We start from the raw sequence: 18512 nt of genomic DNA, 5'->3' as shown, positions 1-18512 counted from the left end.
CGCTTCGTAATGCGTCGGATATTAACCGACACCGTGCCACGAAATACGTTCACAACGGCAACAGGTGAATTCTCGAAATCGATTCAGAAATACGATTCCCGATCGCGCGGACTTCTTGGAACTCGACATTCGAGACGAACTTACGTCCGTCGTAAAGTTACGCTCGACCTAGACGGCTAAGTGTCCGATTAGCCCGCTTTACGCGGTTTCGCGAAGGGGTCGCAGACTATCGAGGTGGCGTACGGCCTACGGCGCTCTCCGGTCCGTGAAGGCCTCCTTGAGGGACCCTGGGTCCCTCAAGGAGGCCTTCATTTGTGTACCTACGTCTGACCTGCGGGTTGGTGGGTGGGTCGTGAGGTGATGCCACCACCAGGTCGATGGACGTCGCGGTGACTGGACACCGATCTCGCGTGATTGAAGGCGGAACTCGCCCGTGACCGGGTCCGCCGTGAGTTCCGCGTCCCATCACGTGAGTTCCGCGTCCAGTCACGCGAGTTCCGCTTCCAATCACGCGTGTCACGCCTAAGGCCACACGACGACCAAGGGGGACCTCAGAGCGCGAACCCCGAGCAGTGGGTAAGCAAATGCGGCGCCCTCAAGGAGGCCTTCACGGACCTTCCGCAGCTGCTCTCCGGTCCCGAAAGTGGCTTCGGGACGCGTGCGTTCATCGTCCTCAATGGACTCCCACTACGTGACCGAACATTTTCGAGGCTGTGCACACGGTCGCCAGCTCGCCGGAACCACGCGCGCATCCGGCGAGTCCCAGTTGAGAACCGGCCGTACAACGACTACAAGGGAACGAATGAAGACCCTACTCAAGAAAGCGACGATCACTGCCGCGGCGAGCACGCTGCTGCTCGGCCTCACCGTGGTGGGCACCGCCTCCGCCGAGGCCGCGGCCATCACCTGCGACACGAAGTCCAGCGGCAAGGACGGCCCCTTCTACCGCGGGAAATCCGCTTCTTACGCCTACGACGACCGGTTCAGCAAGAGCCACCCCGTCCCGGCGCTGGAAACCAACATCCCCCAGGGCACGGCGACCTGGTCGAATTGGGACGGGTCGAACGACCTGATCCTGGTCACCTCGTACGAGTCAGGCCACCGCAGCGCCATCATCATCGGCATCGACGCCAAGACCGGCAAGCAGGTCGGCCAGGCGCTGCTCGCGTACTCGCACGTCGGCGGGATCGCCGTATTCGAGAAGCAGGGCTGGGCGTTCGTGTCGGGCAAGGGCGACACGATCCGCAAGTACTCGCTGGCGAAGCTGAAGAACGCGATCAAGAAGTCGCTGCCCATCGAGCAGGACGGGAAGGCGCAGACCGTCTACGCCTCCTCTTTCCTCACCAGCCACGGCCCGACCAACACCCTGTGGGCGGGCAAGTTCGAGGACGCCAAGCGCGGATCGATGCACTCGTACACCGTCGGCTCCGACGGCAAGCTGGGCTACCGGCCGGGGTCGTGGGAGGTGCCGACGAAGACGCAGGGCCTCGTCGTCACCAAGGACGTGTTCATCTACAGCACGTCGCACGGCAGGAACAACCGCAGCAACATCTACGTGGTCCGGCGCGGCGCCGGCGACAAAGACCTGGACACGGCCAAGAAGCACTGCTTCCGCGCGCCGAGCATGTCCGAGGGACTGACGGTCTACGGCAGCAACGTCTACCTGGCGTTCGAGTCCGGCGCGCACTACTACAGCAAGGCCGCGGACAAGCCGAGGAACATCATCTCGAACCTGCACAAGGCACCACTGTCGTCTTTGGAGTCGCTCGCGCCTCGGTGACGTAGTGCGCGACCTCGCGGCGTGACACTGACCAGCCGACGGGTGTCGGCCGCACTCAAAGTGTCCACTAAGGACGAATCCTGGCGGCCGGATGTCCACTTGAGACCTATGTGCGGTTTCGCGAAGGGTCGTGAGTGGCGTTTCGGGTTCTAACCCGAAACGCCACTCACGACCCCGGCACCGCTATGCCACCTTTGCCTTACCCCTCACTGGCTCGCCTGCTGCTCGGCGATCCAGTCCCGGTACACCGTCACATCGGTCCAGATGCCCAGACCGCTGGCGCACTTCGGATCCGCGTCACCATCGCGGCTGGTCGCACCGACCAGTTCCCACTCACCCGGCCTGCCCTTGATCTGCGGCCCACCCGAATCGCCGTAGCAGCCCATCGCGTCCGGCGTGTCGGAACCGGTGCAGATCTCCTTGCCCGTGGCCACATCGCGGCATTCCTCCGCCGGCATGACCTTGGTGTCCAGCTCCTGGAGGATCTCCGGCGCCCCGCAGTTCTGCTCGGCGCAGTGCTCACCCCAGCCGAGGATCCGGGTCGCCGTTCCCGCGTCGCCCGCGGCCTCGGCGATCTTGATCGGCTGCTCGGTCACCGCTTTGTCCAACCGCACCAGCGCGATGTCCCCGCCCGGCGGCTTCTGCCTGGCGAAGTCCGGATGCACGATGATCCGGCTGACGCCGGCCTCGGTGCCCCCGCTGTTGTGCTGCCGTGCCCCGATCCTGGCCCTGACCTGTCCCGGCTTCGCTCCCTGCACGCAGTGCGCCGCGGTCACCACCCAGTTCTCGCTGATCAGCGAGCCGCCGCAGAAATGCTTCCCGCCCTCCTGCAGCGACACCATGAACGAATAGTCCTCGGTGGCGTCGTGCCCGCCGATGACGTACGGCGTCGGACCTTCAGCCGCCGCGGCGCCCCCCGGCACCAGCACCGCTCCCACCGCGGCCAAGCCGACCGCCAGAATCCCTGTTTTGCGAAGCATGATCGCCAACTCCCCGTAGATGACCAATTGCTGACAGTCGTCACGCTATGGGGTGATGATCACGACTGGATCGGCTTATCGGCCGGGTGTACATCGGCCGAATGGCCGACCCAGCGTGACACCGCGCCCCACGATGGGCGAGCGCGGGCAGGCGTGTCGTGGATGCTCAGCTTGTCCACTGTGGACATTGGCTGAGCCAGGCGGACCTCAGTTCGAGGCCGGTGACGCGCTGGACTTCCGCGACCTGAGCACGCGAGGCGACGGATCAGCTCACCGGCCTCAGCCCTTCGGTGCCACCTTCCCGATGGCGGCGGTGGCCAAGGCGGTCACCCCGTCCTTGACCGGCGCGCCATCGGTCTGGTTGGTGTAGTCGACGTGGTAGACGACATTGCGGTACCGCGCCGTGACCGCCACCGAGTGGCCGCGTTTTCCCTGCTCGACGACCAAGGCCTCATCGGCGTCCTTCACGTTCACCGAAGCCCCGTTCCGGACCCGGCGCTTCAGGTGTTCCGTCGCGGCGTCCACGCCCGACTTCGTGCGGGTGGCGCGATAGACGTAGCTGGTGACGATCACGTGCGCCGCCCGGACCTTGTCCTTGAGGAAGGTGTCGGTGTTCCCCCAGAGGCATTGCCCCTGCGCCACGGAGTCCGACGTGGTGTCGCCCGAAAGCGCCTTGAACTCGGTCCGTCCGGGGATGTAGGGAGCCACCTCGCCCTTGTCGAAGAGCGCACAACCGATCGGCGCCTTCGCCAGGTCCTGTGAGGCGTCCACCGGCGGTGGCCCGTCCGAGTCGCTTTTCCTGATGAAGAACCAGTATCCGCCGAAAGCCAGCCCGAGCACCATGACGGTGCCCAGTGCCAGCATCGTGATCAGCAGCCCGGTCTTCTTCTTGCGTGGCGGCGGTTGCCGGCCCCAGCCCCCACCCTGCTGAAGATAGGGCTGGTGGTACTGCTGCCCCGGATACGACCCTGGCGGACCGGGCTGACTCATCGAACTCCTCGAACGTCTTCCTCGGAGCGACGCGCTCCTGGTCGCGGCGAAGGGCCGCGGGCATTCAGTGCCCCTCAACACCGAATGCCCGCGGCGTCCCCTGCTCCGGCGACGTTAGTCCGGTCGCGGCCCCGGTGCTGTCGGGTGAACGCCTTACACCGACGCCTCGTTGAGTTCGGCTAGCGTGATGACACCGTCGTCGAGTGCCCGGGTGACGAGTTCGCTCTTGGTGCGGGCGTCGCGTCCGACGCCCGCGTATTTCACCCGCACCCGGGTGATGTGCGTGTCGACGGTTTTGACGGTGATGTGGAGTTTCGCGGCGACGAGTTCCTTGGAGGAGGCGGCGAACCATGCCCGCAGTACCTCGACTTCCCGTGGGGACAGGCGTGGCCTGCCCGGGGCGTCGTCCGCGGCGAGCGCGCCCGAGAGCGACGGCCCCGTGTAGGCCTGTCCGTCGGCGACCGCCCGGATAGCGGGCACGAGATGCTCCGGGCCCTCACGTTTGGTCAAGTACGCGAGCGCGCCGAGGTCGATGCATTTGATCGCGGTGGCGTTGTCCGCGTGCTGCGAGTACACGACCACGCGGCGTCCGCTCTCGACCAGACGGCGGAGTTCGCCGAAGTCCGGTTTGCGGGGCACCAGTTCGAGGTCGAAGATCACCACGTCGGCGGCGGCGCCGGGGCCGGTCCACACATCGCCGAGCCGGTCGCCGGCGCCGACGAGCCCGATCGGCGGATCCGCCTGCTCACACCAGTACCGTACGCCCGCCGCGATCGCCGCGTGATCGTCCACGATCACCGCCGTGATCAGCTCTCCGTCGGCTGCCATTGGGCCTCCATCCACACTGTTCCGTCACCGTCGAAGATCTCGATCCGCACGTCCGGGGTTCTCGCTGTGGACACGATCGGCTCGGCACAGTCCGCGACCACGTTGACCGACACCAGATCCGCGCTTCCGACCACGGTGACCCGCGCCCAGGAGCCTGCCGTCGCCAGTGCGGTCAAAGCGGCGTCGGTGAGGTCTCGCCGGACGGCCACCGGCGGCACGGGCCAGTGGCCGCGCACGTCCAACTCGACCTCGACACCTTTGCGATCGGCGATGTCCGCGCAATGCCGCAGCTCATGCAGCAGCGGGTTCTCCACCGTGTCGGTTTCGGCGAACAGCCGGCGCATCCGGGCCGCTTCGATCGCGCATCCCCGCCGCACCATGGGATCCGAAGGCGCGAACGAGCCGTCCGCCAGTCCTGCGAGCAACGGCATGGTCGTGTCGGCGAGCTCGGCGAATCGCTGTGTGCGACGACTGTGCGCGCCCGCCGCGACGGCTTCCGCGGTGCGCACCCGTTCCAGTTCCCGGGTTGCCTTGGCCGCCTGTGCACCGATCCGGCCCAGCACGGCCGCGACCACGGCGACGCACAGCGGAAGGCCGAACACCGTCACGGAACCCGTGGCGAACCGCGCCAGCACCGACCGGCTCACGTCGTGGAACAACAGCAGGTTCGCCAGCGCGAGCGACTCGTGCGTCAGCAGGAAGGCCAGCATCGTCCGGAAAGGACGATCGAGCAGGACGACGATGCCGACCCAGTTGGCCGCTCCGAACAACCAGTCCACAGTGGTCGCCGTCTTCCCGTCAGGCAACGTCAGGTACGCCAGCGTGGACGTGGCCAGCACGACGGCGACGGCGGGCCACCTCGACACTCCCCATGGCCGCCGCCGCACGACCAGCACCAGCTCGACGGCCAGCACCGCGGTCAGCGCGGCGAGTGCGGTGAACTGGGCCGCCGGCAGGTCGTGGGATCTCAGTCCCCGCACCAGATTGGTCAGCCCGAGCACGTCGACCGTCAGCACCGCGACGACCAGCACGGCGATCCGCAGTCCGTGCCTCAGCTGTTCCTGGGTCGCTTCGTCGTCGCTTATGACGACCACTCCAGCCGAACCATCGTGCCCGCCCCTTCGGCCGACGTGATCGTCGCCGTGCCGCCGACCCGGTCCATCCGGCCGTGCACGGATTCCCGCAGGCCGCGCCGCGACGGCACGCTGTCGCCGGCGTCGAATCCCTTTCCCTCGTCGGAGATTTCGGCGAGTACCGACCGGGTGTCGCCGCGCAGCCTGACCCTTGCCCGGTCGGTCCCCGCATGACGGCGCACATTGTTGAGCGCCTCCCGGACCGCTCCGGCGATCGCACCGGCGACGTCGGACGGCAGCGGCAGCCGCGGCGGTACGTCCAGCTCGACGGTGAGGTGGCCGGTGCCGAGATCCGCGCCGAGCGTCTCGACGAGGTCGGTCTCCGGCGCTGTCCGCCCGTCGTGGACGAAACTCAGCCGGGCCAGGTCGCGGTGTGCCTGTGGGGCCAGCCACTTCGCGTCCGGGGGAACCTGACCGAGGCCGACCATCAACAAGGTGGTGGCCGCGGTGTCGTGCAGTGAGTTCGCGAGTTCACGTTCCTCGGCGCGGACGGCGGCCGCCACGGCGGCCTCCCGCCGCGCCCGTTCGGCCTCGGCCGCCATCCGATCGGCACGTTCGGCGGCGCGGGTGACCAGCACCCAGGCCACCCTGGACATCGCGGCCATCACCGGCACCCACAACTGCGACGCACTCAGGTTGAGCCCGGCGGCGGCGAAGATGACGAGCATCCCGCCGCCGGTGATCAGCGCCGCGAGGGCACCGGTCAGCGGCGTGGTGTGCCACTGCCAGGTCACACACGCGAAAATGACCAGGAGCCGAAGCCAGCCGGTGTTGCCGTCCGCCTCGGCGCCGGTACAGAACACGGTGAGACACAGACCCAGCAGGACCGCCACGTCCACGCCGATCGGGGCCCGCCGCAGCCACCATCCCCGCGCACAGGTCCAGACCACCGCGGCGGCGACCACCGCCACCGTGCCCGCGAACTCCGCGGACGAGCTTCTCAGCAGACCGATCGCCGCGATGGGCGGCAAAGTCGCGACACGTACGGCGACGGCGTAACGGTGCCCGAAACCGTTCAGCAGCCGCCCGGCCTCCCCCGTCACCCGCTACCTCGCCCACCGTCGAACCCGACATCCCTCGCCCGGGTGACCTTACCGGCCCCAAGGTCAGGCAGTGCCGGTTCTCGAATGACGCCTGCCACCCCGGTACAGCTGGAATTCCCCGAAGAACTCGTCGTCGTCCCGCCTTCGCGGCGGCTTTCCCGGTTCGGGTGGCCGCTGATCGCCGAACAACTTCCGGTCCTCGTCGAGCACTTTGTCCAGCAGGCTGGTGTCACCGAGACCACGACGGACCACCTCGGCCTGCCGTCGCGCGGCGTCCGCTCGCGCCGCGGCGATCGTGTGCATGACCGTGGCCGACAGCGCCAGCGGCTCGATGGTGCGCGCACGATCGCCGAAGGTGAGGCCGGTGACCTCCCCCGCCGCGCTCGCGACCACGGTGACCAGTCCGTCCGGTGAAGTGGCGGTGCCCTCGACGGTCTGCAGCTCGCCTTCCATCCGCTGGTAGGCCTCGGCGCGCCGGCGGTTGTCGGCGTTCGCGTTGTCGATAGCTTCTATCCGGCTGAGCAATCGCCTGGCGTATTCGCTCATCGTGTGTGCTCGCCTTCCTCGGGGCGGATGGTCGACACGAACTTCTGGAAGTCCTCGGCGACCTGGTCGAACTGCTCCGGGAGCGCGCTGAGCACGACGTGCAGAACGGCCCGCCGACGCGGGTCGCGCTTGTCCCACATGCCGAGGAAGACCTGCAGTTGCACGACATCCAGGCGGCGGCCGTCGAGCACCGTCGACAGCCGGACGGACTGGGTCAGCCCCGGGTTCTCCGGCGATCCGGACTCCTTTCGCTTGCCCAGCCGCACATCGGGGTCGGTCCGCCGCAGCGTTTCCACCGCCTCGTCGGCGACGTGCGCGAGCGGGATGTACGACTCCCGGATCTCGCCGGCGATCGTGATGTTGGCGGTGAATCCCGCGCTGGCAGGCGGATGCAGCGCGACGAAGGCGCTGCCGCCCGCGCCGACCTCGTCCGGCGGCGCCGACAGCCAGCCCGCGGGAAGCGAGAACTCGATCGGCACGGGAAGGGTGGCTACCATGTTGTCTCCGTCTCTGTGTTTTCCCGGACGGGTATTCGTTCGATCCTAGAGCCAGTCATTGACCGAGCCCCATGCGTCGCCGGCGGCGCCGGCGGCGTCGGAGAGCCCGTCGGCGACGTCCGACGCGACATCGGCGACGTCATCGGACACGTCGGCGACGGTGTCGGCGACCTCGGCGGGATCGACGGACACGTCGAAACCGACACTGCCACCGACGCCGAGCGCGGCGCCGAGCGACGCGCCGACATGGAACTTGCCGTCCTCCCCCATGCCGAACTGCCCGCTGGCCTCCGCGCCGACACCGACCCATACCTCGCCGTTCGCACCGGCTCCCAGGCCTGCCGCCTCGGCGCTGACGTCACCGCCCGCCTTGATCCCGGCGAAGGCTTCGGCGCTGCCCTCCGCCCCCGTCCAGCTGATGTTCCCCTCGGCCGATGCCTCGGCGCCGACCATGACGTCCGCACTGCCCGAAACGCCGGCGTGCTCACCGAAGTTCAGCTCGCCTTCGGCATGACCCTGGGCCAGATAGGCCTCCGCGTGGGCGGCACCGCTCGCTCCGAGCCAGCTCGCGGTCCCGCTCGCACCGGCACTGGCGCTGAGCACCGACCCCGAAAGCGTGCCGCTCCCGGAGACCGAGCCGTTGTCGAATTCACCATCGATGCTGCCCTCGCGCAGCGCCGCGGCCGCCTCACGTTCCCAGCCCACCTCGGTCACATCGATGCCGGCGGCCTCGGCGATGGCCTGGAGATCCACGAGATCGGCGTCCGCGTCGCCGTATTCGTTGGCGTAGCTGCTGTTGAGGCCGTTCCGCTGCCACCCGCCGGGGTCCACGTCCTCGTACTCGCCGGTCTCGGGGTTGAAGACCCGCTCCGTCTGCCGGTCGTCGGCACCGAACGGGCCGCCTCCGGGGAGGTCCGTCGAATAGCCGCCCTCGCCGTCGGAGTCCATCCCGAACGCCATCGCGGCGAAGTTGCCCACCGTGGTCGCGAGCGAGACACCGTCGCCGCCCATCCCGAACGCCTGCGCGACCGAGCCGCCGGTCGAGGCCACCGCCTCCCGCGCGGCGTCCAGGATCGACCGGGCCTCCTGCGCGAGCCCCGCCCCCGGATCCTGGAACAGCCCGATCGACTGCCCCGCTTCCACCGCCTGCCGCGCCAGCCCGGTGAACTGCTCCAGCGCAGTCCTGCTCGCGGCCTGCGCCTCGGTGAACATTTCGATCGCGCGCTGCGCCTCACCTTGTGCCCAGGTCAGTGTGTCGCCGAAGTCGGCGAGTGTCTCACCATTCCGGCCGAGGAAATCCACGGCCCGGAACCATTCGGGTATCGCGGCGCCGAACGCGTCACGAAAGGAGTTGGCACCCTCACCGGTCCACTCCCTTGGATCGATACCCTGTAGACCGTCCCCTGCCCCGCCGACCAGTTCGATATTGCCGACCAACCGGCGAAGGTCATCGGCGATCGATTCCGGCTGACCGGGAACCAGTTCCCTCGGATCGGTGGTCTCCCCCAGCTGAACCGCCATCAGCAGTACATCCCTTCGAAGTTCTTTTACCGCGCGTTGTCACCGGATACGTCAGGGGTTGAGCCGCGCCGCGATTCCGCCACCGGCCACGCCACCGATCCCCGGTCCGATGGCCGCGGCCGGATCACCGGCGAAACCGTCGAGCAGGCCGCCCAGCCGGGACAACGCCTGTTCCGATTCCTGCTCCGACACCTGGTACCGGCCGGCCGCGGTGCGCACCAGGTCGCCATGCTCGGTTGCCTTGCCCCGCAGTCCATCGACATACACCTTCGCGTTTTCGATGAATCGATCCCAGCCTGCCTGCACGCCGGAATTCCCGTAGTCCCCGCTCGGACCGTTCCACGGCAGGGAGTCGACGACCGTGACGACGTCGGAGATCCTGCTTGCCGTCTGGTGCAGATCATCGAATACCGCACCGAACCCGTAAGTCATGTTCACGCCCCCGTCACCATATTCATGATTTCACCGACTCCGATGTCGGAATTCGCTGACCGGTTCCCTCGAAAGTGATCTGTTTTATTCGGCCGATCGACCGGAGACCTTACAATGAAAAGAATCCTCGGAATGTCAGGTGAACACCCGACAAGGCCACCTGCGTGCGGCGATTACGCCGAGAAACCGGTGCCCCGGCCGTTGAGGCCGGGACACCGGTGGTGACTCGGAAACGCGTCACTTCAGCTTCCGCTCATCGGCGAACCCGGGATCTCCCGATAGTCCACGGTCCCTTCGGCGCGGGTCGGGCCGGGATTGGTGATGGTCTGCCCGAAGCACACCGACCACGACTTCGGTCCCACTCCGGACTCCCGGCACTTCCAGGTGTCCATCACCTGATGCCCGGACGGCCTGAACAGAGCCACTGACGCGTTCGTGTCGAAGACGCCGGATCGGTTGTTGCGCACGATCACCGCGCCCTGCATGGAGGCCCTGCTCGGCGACACCACCATGCAGGTCTGCGCGAGCACGGAGGTGGAGACGGTCACTGTGGTTCCGCACGTCCAGTCGCTGGCGCTGGCGGTGATCGGATTCGTGTTCCCGTAGGCCTTCCAAGTGCCGTCCGCGGCCGCGGCGGGCCCTGCGGTCGCCAGGCCGAGCCCGAGAACGACAGCGATCGTCGCTGTCAACCCCGTGAGACCTCTTCGCGTTAGCTGCATCGATGTTCCCCTTCGTCGACCGTGGTGCCGGGTCGGCCACTCGCGTGCTTCGAAGGATGCGGGCAGGACTTTCATCCCGCTTTCATGGCGAAGAAAGTCAGCCGAGGCCGAGTTTGCCGAGCTTCGTCCTCGTTTCGGCGGCTTGGGGGACGTCGAGGTCGCGGTAGAAGGCGAGCACCTGAAGCCAGTGCCGCCGGGCATGGTCGTGTTCGCCCAGTTCGGCGTGGACATCGCCGATGCCCGCGTTGGCGTGAGCCAACTGTTCGCCGTGGCCCGCTTCGGTGGCCACGGCCAGTGCTTCGCCGTGCCGATGGAGGGCCTCGGCGGAGCGGCCGGCGGCCGCGTGGGTGGTGCCCAGCGCGTTGAGTGCCTCGGCGATCAGTTCCGTGTCGCCGACGGCACGAGCGAGCGCCACCGCTTCTTCGTGGTGGCGCAAGGCCCGCTCGAGGTCGCCCCTTCGCCGGTACACCACGCCGAGGAACCCCAGGGAATCCGCTTCTTGCGTGCGGAAACCCGCTTCCCTGGCGAGGGCAAGGCAACGGCGAGCGTGCTCGAAGGCAGCCTCGTTCTGTCCGAGGTGGACGAACACCCTGGCCAGCAGGTTGACCGCGTTGCATTCGATGTACTTGTCGCGGTCGTCCTCACGCAAGGCGAACACCGCGTCGAGATGGTGCCTGGCCTCCTCGGCCCGGCCGAGGCTCAACAGGTTCCGGGAGTGATTGATCCGGACCGCGCAGTGCAGGTAGCCGCTGCCGCCGCGTTCGGTCAGCACGAGCGCCCGCTCGAATCTGCGCCGGGCCTCCTCCAGCTCGCCCCTCTTCCCGTACACGCAGCCGAGAAAGCTCAGTGTCGCGGCCTGGAACTCCTGATCCCCGACGCGCTGGAACGCGGCCAGCGCCCACTCGAGATGGTCGATCGCTTCGCGGTCCCGGCCAAGGCGGGACATCGTGACGCCGAGTACGCGCCGCGCGTTCGCTTCCGCGCGTTCGCTCCCCAGGTCACGGGCGGCGTCGAGCGCGCGACCGTGCAGAGCCGCGGCGTCGTCGTAGTAGCCGCCGGTGTCGAGGTAACGCCACACGGTCTCCGACACATGGATCACGCTCGCCGGTCCGCCGTGCCGTCCGGCTTCGAGCAGGTTGGCCCGCTCGGCGTCGAGCCAGCGCCAGGCGTGGTCGTAGGTCGAGAACAGCGGCGCTTCGCCGGGGAACTCCGACGCCTTCGGCCGCTGGGCGTAGTCGTCCGGCGCGACGACGTCCATCGCGGCCGAAGCCGTGGACACGTAATGGTCGAGCAGCCTGCTCAACGCGGCTTCGCGTTCGTCGGCACTGTCGGTGGCTTCCGCGAGTTCGGCGGCATACGCCCGCAGCAGGTCGTGGGGCTGGTAGCGGCCGTCGGAAGGTTGGTCCACGAGGTGTGCCCGCCGCAGCACGTCCAGCATCCGGCGCGTCTCCCACCCGCCGGTCCCGGCGAGGGCCGCCGCCGCCCTGTCGTCCGTGTCATGCCCGGGGTGCAGGCCGAGAAGCCGGAACATCCGGGCCACCGACGCGTCCAGTCGCCGATACGACCACGAGAAGACCGCGCGGACGGCGGTCTGCGGGTCACCGTCCACGTCCAGCAGATCGAGCGGGCTCTGCCGTCCAGCGAGCTCGTCGACGAACTCGCCGAGACCACGGGCGGGCCGCGACCGGATCAGCTCGGCGGTGATCCGCAGCGCCAGTGGCAGCCGGGCGCACCGCTCCACCAGTTCCCTCGCGGCGGCAGGTTCGGCGGCCACCCGGTCGCCGAGCAGCTCGCGCAGCAGCCCGCGCGCGTCCTCGCTCGACAGCCTGTCGAGATCGAGCCGCCGGGCCCCCTCGCGAGCGACGAGGCCCGCCAACGCGTCGCGGCTGGTGACCACCACGAAGCACGACGGGCTGCCGGGCAACAAGGGCCGCAGCTGCTCCACCGTCCGGGCGTTGTCCAGCACGATCAACATCCGCCGCCGGGCGACCAGGGTGCGAAACCGCGCGGCGCGTTCGGCGAGGTCCTGCGGAATCGCCGCGCCGTCCAAATCCAGCGCGCGCAGGAAGCCTCCCAACGCGTCTTCCGGCGAGACGGGCTGGTCGGGGCCGTAACCACGCAAGTCGACATACAGCTGACCGTCGGGGAACCGCTCCCGCGTCCGGTGCCCCCACCGCACGGCCAGCGCCGTCTTCCCCACCCCGGCGGTTCCGGCGACGACCGAGATCACCGCGGCCTCCCCGGCGAAGAGGAGGCCGTCGAGCTCCGCGAGCTCGGCGTCGCGGCCCACGAACTCGCGCACGTCCATCGGCAACTGAGCGGGAGCGGAGGACGTCTTCTCGGCAGGCCCCAGCCTCTCCCCCGCGAGCAGCCGCCGATGCAGCTCACGCAACTCGGGCCCCGGTTCCACGCCGAGTTCCTCGACGAGGGTGTCCCGTGCCGTGCGGTAGGCATCCAGCGCGTCGGCCCGCCGCCCCGCGCGATACAGGGCGCTCATGAGCAGCCCGTGCAGCCGCTCCCGCACCGGATACCGGCGCACCAGCTCGGTCAGTTCGCCGATGATCGCCGCGTTCAGCCCGCAGGCGAGCTCCGCCTGGTAAAGCGTCTCCAGTGCGACCGATCGGAGCTCGACGAGCCCCTGTGCCCAGTCGGCGAGGAGGGGGACCTCCACGTCGCGGAACGGATCGGCGTGCCACAGACCCAGCGCCTCGCGCAGCAACTCGACCGCCCGCTGCGGCTCCTCGTCCGCGATCGTTCGTGCCTCCTCGAACCGCGACGCGAACCGCTCCGAATCCAGCTCTCCCGGCAGCACCCGCAGCCGGTAGCCCGCCGCGCCGAACGACAACCGGTCCGGCTCCGCGAGCACACCCCGCAACCGGTGGACGTGCAGCTGCAACCGCTGTTCGGAGCGCGGGTCCGGCTTGTCTCCCCACAACGCACCGGTCAGGGTGTCCACCGGCACCGGCTGGTTGGCCCGCACGAGCAGCACGCCGAGCAGGATGCTCTGCAACCGTCCCGACAACGCGTGCGCACGCCCGGCCCCTCGAACCCGTACCGGCCCCAGCACCTGGAACTCCACCGCGTCCGCCCCTCTGTCAGCCAACGGGCACCAGTCTGTCGCACCCGCCCGAGGGCGGTTTGTCCACCTTGGCCTGTCCTGGCGCCCTGGCCGACGGGGCTCCGATCCGGCGAGGCACGATCTAGCCCATGACGCGGGACACGGGCGAGCACTTGCTGTACGAGACGATCTTCCAACGGCGGGACACCAGGGCCGAGTTCACCGGAGCCCCGATTCCGGACGACGTACTGCATCGCGTGCTGAGCGCGGCTCACGCGGCGCCGAGTGTCGGCCTGTCACAACCGTGGGACTTCATCGTCGTGTCCGATATGGACGTTCGAGAGAAGTTCCGGGAGCACGTGCGAACCGAACGGGAGGTGTTCGCGGGCCAGCTGGACGCCGAGCGTGCCCGTACCTTCGCGCGGATCAAGATCGAGGGCATCGTGGAGGCTGCCGTCGGCATCGTGGTCGGGTACGACCCGTCACGCGGGGCACCCGCGGTGCTGGGCAGGCACGCCATCGCCGACGCCGGCCTGTACTCGGTGTGCCTGGCCATCCAAAACCTCTGGCTGGCCGCGACCGCCGAAGGGCTCGGACTCGGCTGGGTCAGCTTCTACCGGGAAGAGTTCCTGGGCGAACTCGTCGGCCTGCCGGAGAACATCCGCCCGGTGGCGTGGTTGTGCGTCGGCCCGGTGCGCGACCTGCCGTCGATTCCCGATCTGGAGCGGCACGGCTGGCGGGAACGTCTCCCGCTCAGTGCCGTGCTCCACTACGAGCGGTACGCGAACGCCGAGCTCGCCTGATCAGGTGGTCCCCTGGTCATGGTCACGAGACCCGGCTCAGGGGTTGATCCGGCCGTACGCCGGCTTCGGCCGCAGGTTCGAGTCGAACAGGCAGGCCGCGCCCTGTCCGGGGAACGTGTCCGGCACCCACGAGTGGCGATCGGTGAAGCCCCAGGTCGTGAATTCCACGCAGCGCGCGACGGCGTGGCAACCGTCCCAGAGCTGCTTGAAGTAGCTCGCCTGGGTGTTCAGCTTCGTGGTGTCGGCGGGCATCGGGATGCGGACGTCGGCCTCGGTGATGGCGACGTCGACGCCCAGCGCGGCGAAGCGGGCGAGGTTCGCCTGATAGCCGCCGGGGAAGCCGTACTGCGTCGCGAGGTGCGCCTGGAAACCGACGCCGTCGATCGGCACGCCTTGCTGCTTCAGCGTCCGGACCAGGTTGTACAGGGCATCGCTCTTCGCGTTGAGGCCTTCGGTGTTGTAGTCGTTGATGTACAGCTTGGCCGAGGGATCCGCCGCCCGTGCCCACCGGAACGCGTCCGCGACGTAGCCGTCGCCCAGTTTCTGCTGGAACACCGAGGAACGGCGGGTACCGTCGTCGTTGAACATCTCGTTCACGACGTCCCAAGCGCGGATCTTTCCCCGGTAGCGGCCCATTTCCGCGGCTATGTGCCGTTGCGTCACCGACCGCAGCTCGCCGGCGGCGAGGTTGTTCACCCAGCCGGGCAGCTGGCTGTGCCAGACGAGCGTGTGCCCGCGGACGGATTTGCCGTTCCGCTGGGCGTAGTCGACGATCGCGTCCGCGCCCGACCAGTTGTACTGACCGCGGTTCGCCTCGACCACACCCCATTTCATCTCGTTCTCCGGGGTGACGTTGTCGAATTCGCGAGTGAGCACGGAACGGTAATCCGCTTCGTTCGCCAGGTGGTTCGCCGCGACGGCGCTGCCGACGTAGCGATTCGTGATGTCCTTCAACGGGCCGGCCGCCGACGCCGGAGGCGCCTGCAAAAGGGCCACTCCCGCCAGTACGGCCACCGTTGCCGAGAACGCTTTCATTGTCATCACTCCTGTTCCGGTCGATCGCGAAACTTTCCGAGCGAGCTTGAAGTCAGCCCTTCACCGATCCGGTCAGCCCGCCGACGATGCGCCGTTCGGCGAGCACGAAGAACGCGAGCGCGGGGATCATCGACAGCGCGGTGAACGCGAGCACACGCGCGGTGTCCTGGGAGTACTGGGATTGGAACGTCGCGACGCCGAGCGGCAGCGTGAAGTTCGCGGAGTCGTTGAACACCAGCAAAGGCAGCAGATAGAAGTTCCAGCTGGTCACGAACGCGAGCACGGCGACGGTGGTCAGCGCGGGCGCGGACAGCGGCAGCAGGATCCGCCAGAAGAAACCGAGCCTGCTCGCGCCGTCGAGGACGGCGGCGTCCTCGATCTCACCGGGGATCGCCCGCATGAACGGCCGCAGGATCACGATGGTGACCGGGAGCGAGAACGCCGCTTCCGGGATCGCCACGCCCCAGAAGCTCTCCAGCATCCCCAGCTGACGCAACCACAGGTACAGCGGCAAGGTCGCCACGCCGAGCGGGAACAACAGGCCGAGCGTGAACAGGGTGTAGAAACCCTCGCGGCCCTTGAAGGTGTAGCGGGACAAGGCATACGCGGCCATCGATCCCAGTGCCACGGTCAGCGCCGTGGCGATCACCGCGATCAGCGCGCTGTTCCCCAGGAACGTCCAGAACGACGACGAGCCGAGGATCGCCGCGTAGTTGTCCCACACCCACGGGCCGGGCAGGCCGGCAGGCGAGGCGTTGATCTGGGCGGTGGTGCGGAATCCGCCCAGCACCACGAACAGCAGTGGCACCACGGTGATCCCGAGGACGGCGATCGCGGCGACATAGCCGATCGGCGTCCCGGCGCGGCGCATCAGTCCACCATCCTGGTCAGCGCGCCGTCGGTGTCACGGCGCAACGCGAACCGCTGGTACAGCAACGCGAACACGAAGCAGATCACGAACAGGATCACCGCGACCGCGCTGCCGAAGCCGAACTCGTAGCGTTTGAACCCGTGGTCGACCAGGTACGTCGCCATCGTCGCCGACGAGTCGGCGGGACCGCCGAGGGTCATGATCCACACCAGGTCGAACAGCTGCAGCGAGCCGATCACCGACAGGAACACCCAGATCCGGATGGTCGGACCCAGCAGCGGCAGCACCACGTGCCGGGTGGTCTGCCAGGCCGACGCGCCGTCGAGCGCGGCCGCTTCCCGCAGTTCGGACGGCACACCCTGGAGCCCGGCGAGCAGCAGGATGATGCCGAAGCCGATGTACTTCCAGGTGATCACCGCGAACAGGGTGTAGAGCACGATCCCCGGGTCGGCGAGCCAGTGCTGGACCAGCCCGCCGAGGCCGATCCCGCGCAGCATCTGGTCCACGAAACCGTCCGGCTGCAACATCAGCAGCCAGATCACCGCGGTGATCGCCTCCGACAGCACGTAGGGCGCGAACACGAGCGCGCGGAGGACGGCACGCCCGCGCAGTTTACGGTTGAGCAGCAACGCGAGCCCGATCGACAGCGGCAGCTGGATCACGAGGGACAGTCCCGCGATGATCAGGTTGTGCCCGATGGCACCCTGGAACACCGAGCCGGACAGGGCGTCGGTGTAGTTGCCGAGGCCGACGAAATCGTCCAGCGGGCCGAAACCGTTCCACTCGTAGAGGCTGTAGAACGCCGCGATCCCGATCGGGACCAGCACGAACCCGGCGAACAGCACCAGCGCCGGCCCGAGCAGGAACGTCAGTTCCAGCTTCTTGCGCGCTCCCGGCGCCCGTACCCGGACCGCGGGTGCGGGCGGCCGCGCCGCCGCCCGCACCCGCGTGGCCGTCGCCGTCACTTGTCGCCCGCCGCGGCCTTGTTCACCGCGTCGACGATGCCTTCCGGGGTGCCTTGTCCGGCGAAGAAGTTCGCCACGGCGTCGTTGAGCGCGGCCCCCACCGCGGTCGGGAACGCCTTGTCGAAGTACATCTGCAGGTACGGCGCCTTCTGCCCGTAGTCGAAGACGGTCTTCAGCGACTCGGTCTTGAGGGACTTCGCCGCCGACGCGGTCATCGGCAGCCCGGCGCCCTTCGCCGCGAGCTGGTTCTGCACCGGCTCGCTGCCGAGGTACCGCAGGAAGTCCGCGCACGCCTTGGCCGCGCGGGTGGTACAGGAGAAACCGTCTCCACCGCCGAGCACCGCGGCGGGATCACCTTGCCCGCCGGGAACCGACGGGAACGGGAACCAGCCGACCTTCGAGTCGAGGTCCTTGTCCTCGGTGAGCGAGGACATCGTACCGGGCTCCCAGTCGCCCTGAAGTTCCATCGCCGCCTTGCCGTTGGCCAGCAGCCCGGCCGAACTGCCCGCGCCCTGCTGCGCCGGTGTGCCGGTGAAACCCGGTTGGAACGGCTGGGTCGCCAGGAACGCTTGCAGATCGCGGCCGGCCTTGGTCCAGCAGGGATCCTCGAGTTTCACCGCTTTGACCGACTGCTTCAGCGTGTCCGCCGAGCAGGCCCGCAGCGCGAAGTAGTTCCAGTAGAACGCGTCCGGCCAGCGATCCTTGCCCCCGACCGCGATCGGCGTGAGACCCGCCTGCTTCAGCTTGACGACGGCGGTGTTGAGTTCATCCAAAGTGGACGGCGGCGCGGTGACGCCCGCCTGCGCGAAAAGGTCCTTGCGGTACCAGAAACCGACGAAGTGCTGCTCCCACGGGATCCCGTACTGCTTGCCGTCGACCTGCCAGCTCTCGGCGAGTTTGCCCACCGAGGAGAGCCATTCCCCGGCCGGGCCGGTCAGGTCCGCGACCTTGCCCGAGGTGGCCTGTGAGGCCAGCTCACCGCCGCCCCACGACTGGTAGACGTCCGGCGGTTCGTTCGACTGCAGGGCGAGCGGGACCTTGGTGGTGAACTCCTCGTTCTGCAGCGGCTGCCCCTTGATCGTCACCTCGGGATGCGCCTTCTGGTAGTCGGCGACGACCTGGGCCCAGATCGATTTGATCGGGTCGGTGGTGCCGTTGTGCCACCAGGTGAGGGTGACCGGACCGCTGGGCTCGGCCGCGGTCTCGGCGCCCCCTGAGCAGCCGGCGAGCGCGAGCGGGACGGCCGCCGCCAGCGCGGCGGCGGCGGGGATTCGGCGGTTCGAAAGCATGGTGAGTCCACTCCTGACGACT

General features: G+C 68.4%; 17 protein-coding genes. 2 read left to right on the top strand and 15 right to left on the bottom strand.

Going from position 1 to position 18512, the window contains the following annotated elements; genetic code table 11:
• Positions 1 to 802: 802 nt before the first annotated feature.
• A complete protein-coding gene (locus DL990_RS13050) occupies positions 803 to 1780 on the top strand; it encodes a hypothetical protein (RefSeq protein ID WP_125781325.1) in 978 nt (325 codons plus the stop codon).
• A gap of 206 nt (positions 1781 to 1986) precedes the next feature.
• Here the strand turns inward: DL990_RS13050 and DL990_RS13045 are convergent, their stop codons facing one another.
• The 11 genes from DL990_RS13045 to DL990_RS12995 all read right to left on the bottom strand — a co-directional run bounded on the left by DL990_RS13045 (position 1987) and on the right by DL990_RS12995 (position 13572).
• Positions 1987 to 2760, bottom strand: coding sequence for a trypsin-like serine protease (locus DL990_RS13045; RefSeq protein ID WP_125781327.1), 774 nt, complete (start codon positions 2758 to 2760; stop codon positions 1987 to 1989).
• A gap of 279 nt (positions 2761 to 3039) precedes the next feature.
• Positions 3040 to 3750, bottom strand: coding sequence for a hypothetical protein (locus DL990_RS13040; RefSeq protein WP_125781329.1), 711 nt, complete (start codon positions 3748 to 3750; stop codon positions 3040 to 3042).
• Between the two features lie 153 nt (positions 3751 to 3903).
• Positions 3904 to 4578 carry a response regulator transcription factor gene (locus DL990_RS13035; RefSeq protein ID WP_125798798.1) on the bottom strand — a complete coding sequence of 225 codons (675 nt, stop codon included), beginning with the start codon at positions 4576 to 4578 and terminating at the stop codon, positions 3904 to 3906.
• Positions 4557 to 5672 carry a hypothetical protein gene (locus DL990_RS13030; protein WP_125781333.1) on the bottom strand — a complete coding sequence of 372 codons (1116 nt, stop codon included), beginning with the start codon at positions 5670 to 5672 and terminating at the stop codon, positions 4557 to 4559. Before DL990_RS13030 ends, DL990_RS13035 begins: the two co-directional genes overlap by 22 nt.
• Positions 5660 to 6754, bottom strand: coding sequence for a sensor histidine kinase (locus DL990_RS13025; RefSeq protein ID WP_125781335.1), 1095 nt, complete (start codon positions 6752 to 6754; stop codon positions 5660 to 5662). The genes DL990_RS13030 and DL990_RS13025 overlap by 13 nt, the downstream gene beginning before the upstream one ends.
• A 63-nt stretch (positions 6755 to 6817) precedes the next feature.
• Positions 6818 to 7300, bottom strand: coding sequence for a YbaB/EbfC family nucleoid-associated protein (locus DL990_RS13020; protein WP_125781337.1), 483 nt, complete (start codon positions 7298 to 7300; stop codon positions 6818 to 6820).
• Positions 7297 to 7797, bottom strand: a complete 501-nt coding sequence (locus DL990_RS13015; protein WP_125781339.1) for a hypothetical protein — start codon at positions 7795 to 7797, stop codon at positions 7297 to 7299. Before DL990_RS13015 ends, DL990_RS13020 begins: the two co-directional genes overlap by 4 nt.
• A gap of 45 nt (positions 7798 to 7842) precedes the next feature.
• Complete coding sequence (locus DL990_RS13010; RefSeq protein WP_125798797.1) at positions 7843 to 9318, bottom strand: putative T7SS-secreted protein; 1476 nt, start codon at positions 9316 to 9318, stop codon at positions 7843 to 7845.
• Positions 9319 to 9369: 51 nt separating this feature from the next.
• Complete coding sequence (locus tag DL990_RS13005) at positions 9370 to 9756, bottom strand: hypothetical protein (protein ID WP_125798796.1); 387 nt, start codon at positions 9754 to 9756, stop codon at positions 9370 to 9372.
• Between the two features lie 236 nt (positions 9757 to 9992).
• Positions 9993 to 10439 (bottom strand): hypothetical protein, encoded by a 447-nt coding sequence (locus tag DL990_RS13000; RefSeq protein WP_125781345.1) that lies wholly within the window; start codon positions 10437 to 10439, stop codon positions 9993 to 9995.
• Between the two features lie 127 nt (positions 10440 to 10566).
• Positions 10567 to 13572, bottom strand: coding sequence for a tetratricopeptide repeat protein (locus DL990_RS12995; protein WP_125798795.1), 3006 nt, complete (start codon positions 13570 to 13572; stop codon positions 10567 to 10569).
• A gap of 104 nt (positions 13573 to 13676) precedes the next feature.
• Between DL990_RS12995 and bluB the strand changes: the two genes are divergently transcribed.
• The gene (gene bluB / locus DL990_RS12990) at positions 13677 to 14330 is read left to right on the top strand and encodes a 5,6-dimethylbenzimidazole synthase (RefSeq protein WP_125781348.1); all 654 of its coding nucleotides are present in this window, start codon (positions 13677 to 13679) and stop codon (positions 14328 to 14330) included.
• A 36-nt stretch (positions 14331 to 14366) separates the two neighbouring features.
• On the opposite strand, the gene DL990_RS12985 is transcribed toward bluB, so the two are convergent.
• Genes DL990_RS12985 through DL990_RS12970 form a run of 4 tightly spaced genes read right to left on the bottom strand, consistent with a single transcriptional unit; the run spans position 14367 to position 18490 of the window.
• Complete coding sequence (locus DL990_RS12985; protein ID WP_125798794.1) at positions 14367 to 15365, bottom strand: endo-1,4-beta-xylanase; 999 nt, start codon at positions 15363 to 15365, stop codon at positions 14367 to 14369.
• 52 nt (positions 15366 to 15417) lie between these two features.
• A complete protein-coding gene (locus DL990_RS12980) occupies positions 15418 to 16236 on the bottom strand; it encodes a carbohydrate ABC transporter permease (protein ID WP_125781350.1) in 819 nt (272 codons plus the stop codon).
• A complete protein-coding gene (locus DL990_RS12975; protein WP_125781352.1) occupies positions 16236 to 17201 on the bottom strand; it encodes a carbohydrate ABC transporter permease in 966 nt (321 codons plus the stop codon). Before DL990_RS12975 ends, DL990_RS12980 begins: the two co-directional genes overlap by 1 nt.
• Positions 17198 to 18490 (bottom strand): ABC transporter substrate-binding protein, encoded by a 1293-nt coding sequence (locus DL990_RS12970; RefSeq protein WP_125798793.1) that lies wholly within the window; start codon positions 18488 to 18490, stop codon positions 17198 to 17200. The genes DL990_RS12975 and DL990_RS12970 overlap by 4 nt, the downstream gene beginning before the upstream one ends.
• Positions 18491 to 18512: the final 22 nt, after the last annotated feature.

It is taken from the genome of Amycolatopsis sp. WAC 01416 (assembly GCF_003947485.1).
Lineage (GTDB): Bacteria > Actinomycetota > Actinomycetes > Mycobacteriales > Pseudonocardiaceae > Amycolatopsis.
This window is presented reverse-complemented; position numbering and strand designations above follow the sequence as displayed.

What these genes read in the sequence shown, in the direction of transcription:
- DL990_RS13050 (WP_125781325.1), top strand. Translation starts at nt 803, where the DNA reads ATGAAGACCCTACTCAAGAAAGCGACGATCACTGCCGCGGCGAGCACG.
- DL990_RS13045 (WP_125781327.1), bottom strand. Translation starts at nt 2,760, where the DNA reads ATGCTTCGCAAAACAGGGATTCTGGCGGTCGGCTTGGCCGCGGTGGGA.
- DL990_RS13040 (WP_125781329.1), bottom strand. Translation starts at nt 3,750, where the DNA reads ATGAGTCAGCCCGGTCCGCCAGGGTCGTATCCGGGGCAGCAGTACCAC.
- DL990_RS13035 (WP_125798798.1), bottom strand. Translation starts at nt 4,578, where the DNA reads ATGGCAGCCGACGGAGAGCTGATCACGGCGGTGATCGTGGACGATCAC.
- DL990_RS13020 (WP_125781337.1), bottom strand. Translation starts at nt 7,300, where the DNA reads ATGAGCGAATACGCCAGGCGATTGCTCAGCCGGATAGAAGCTATCGAC.
- DL990_RS13015 (WP_125781339.1), bottom strand. Translation starts at nt 7,797, where the DNA reads ATGGTAGCCACCCTTCCCGTGCCGATCGAGTTCTCGCTTCCCGCGGGC.
- DL990_RS13010 (WP_125798797.1), bottom strand. Translation starts at nt 9,318, where the DNA reads ATGGCGGTTCAGCTGGGGGAGACCACCGATCCGAGGGAACTGGTTCCC.
- bluB (WP_125781348.1), top strand. Translation starts at nt 13,677, where the DNA reads ATGACGCGGGACACGGGCGAGCACTTGCTGTACGAGACGATCTTCCAA.
- DL990_RS12985 (WP_125798794.1), bottom strand. Translation starts at nt 15,365, where the DNA reads ATGAAAGCGTTCTCGGCAACGGTGGCCGTACTGGCGGGAGTGGCCCTT.
- DL990_RS12980 (WP_125781350.1), bottom strand. Translation starts at nt 16,236, where the DNA reads ATGCGCCGCGCCGGGACGCCGATCGGCTATGTCGCCGCGATCGCCGTC.
- DL990_RS12970 (WP_125798793.1), bottom strand. Translation starts at nt 18,490, where the DNA reads ATGCTTTCGAACCGCCGAATCCCCGCCGCCGCCGCGCTGGCGGCGGCC.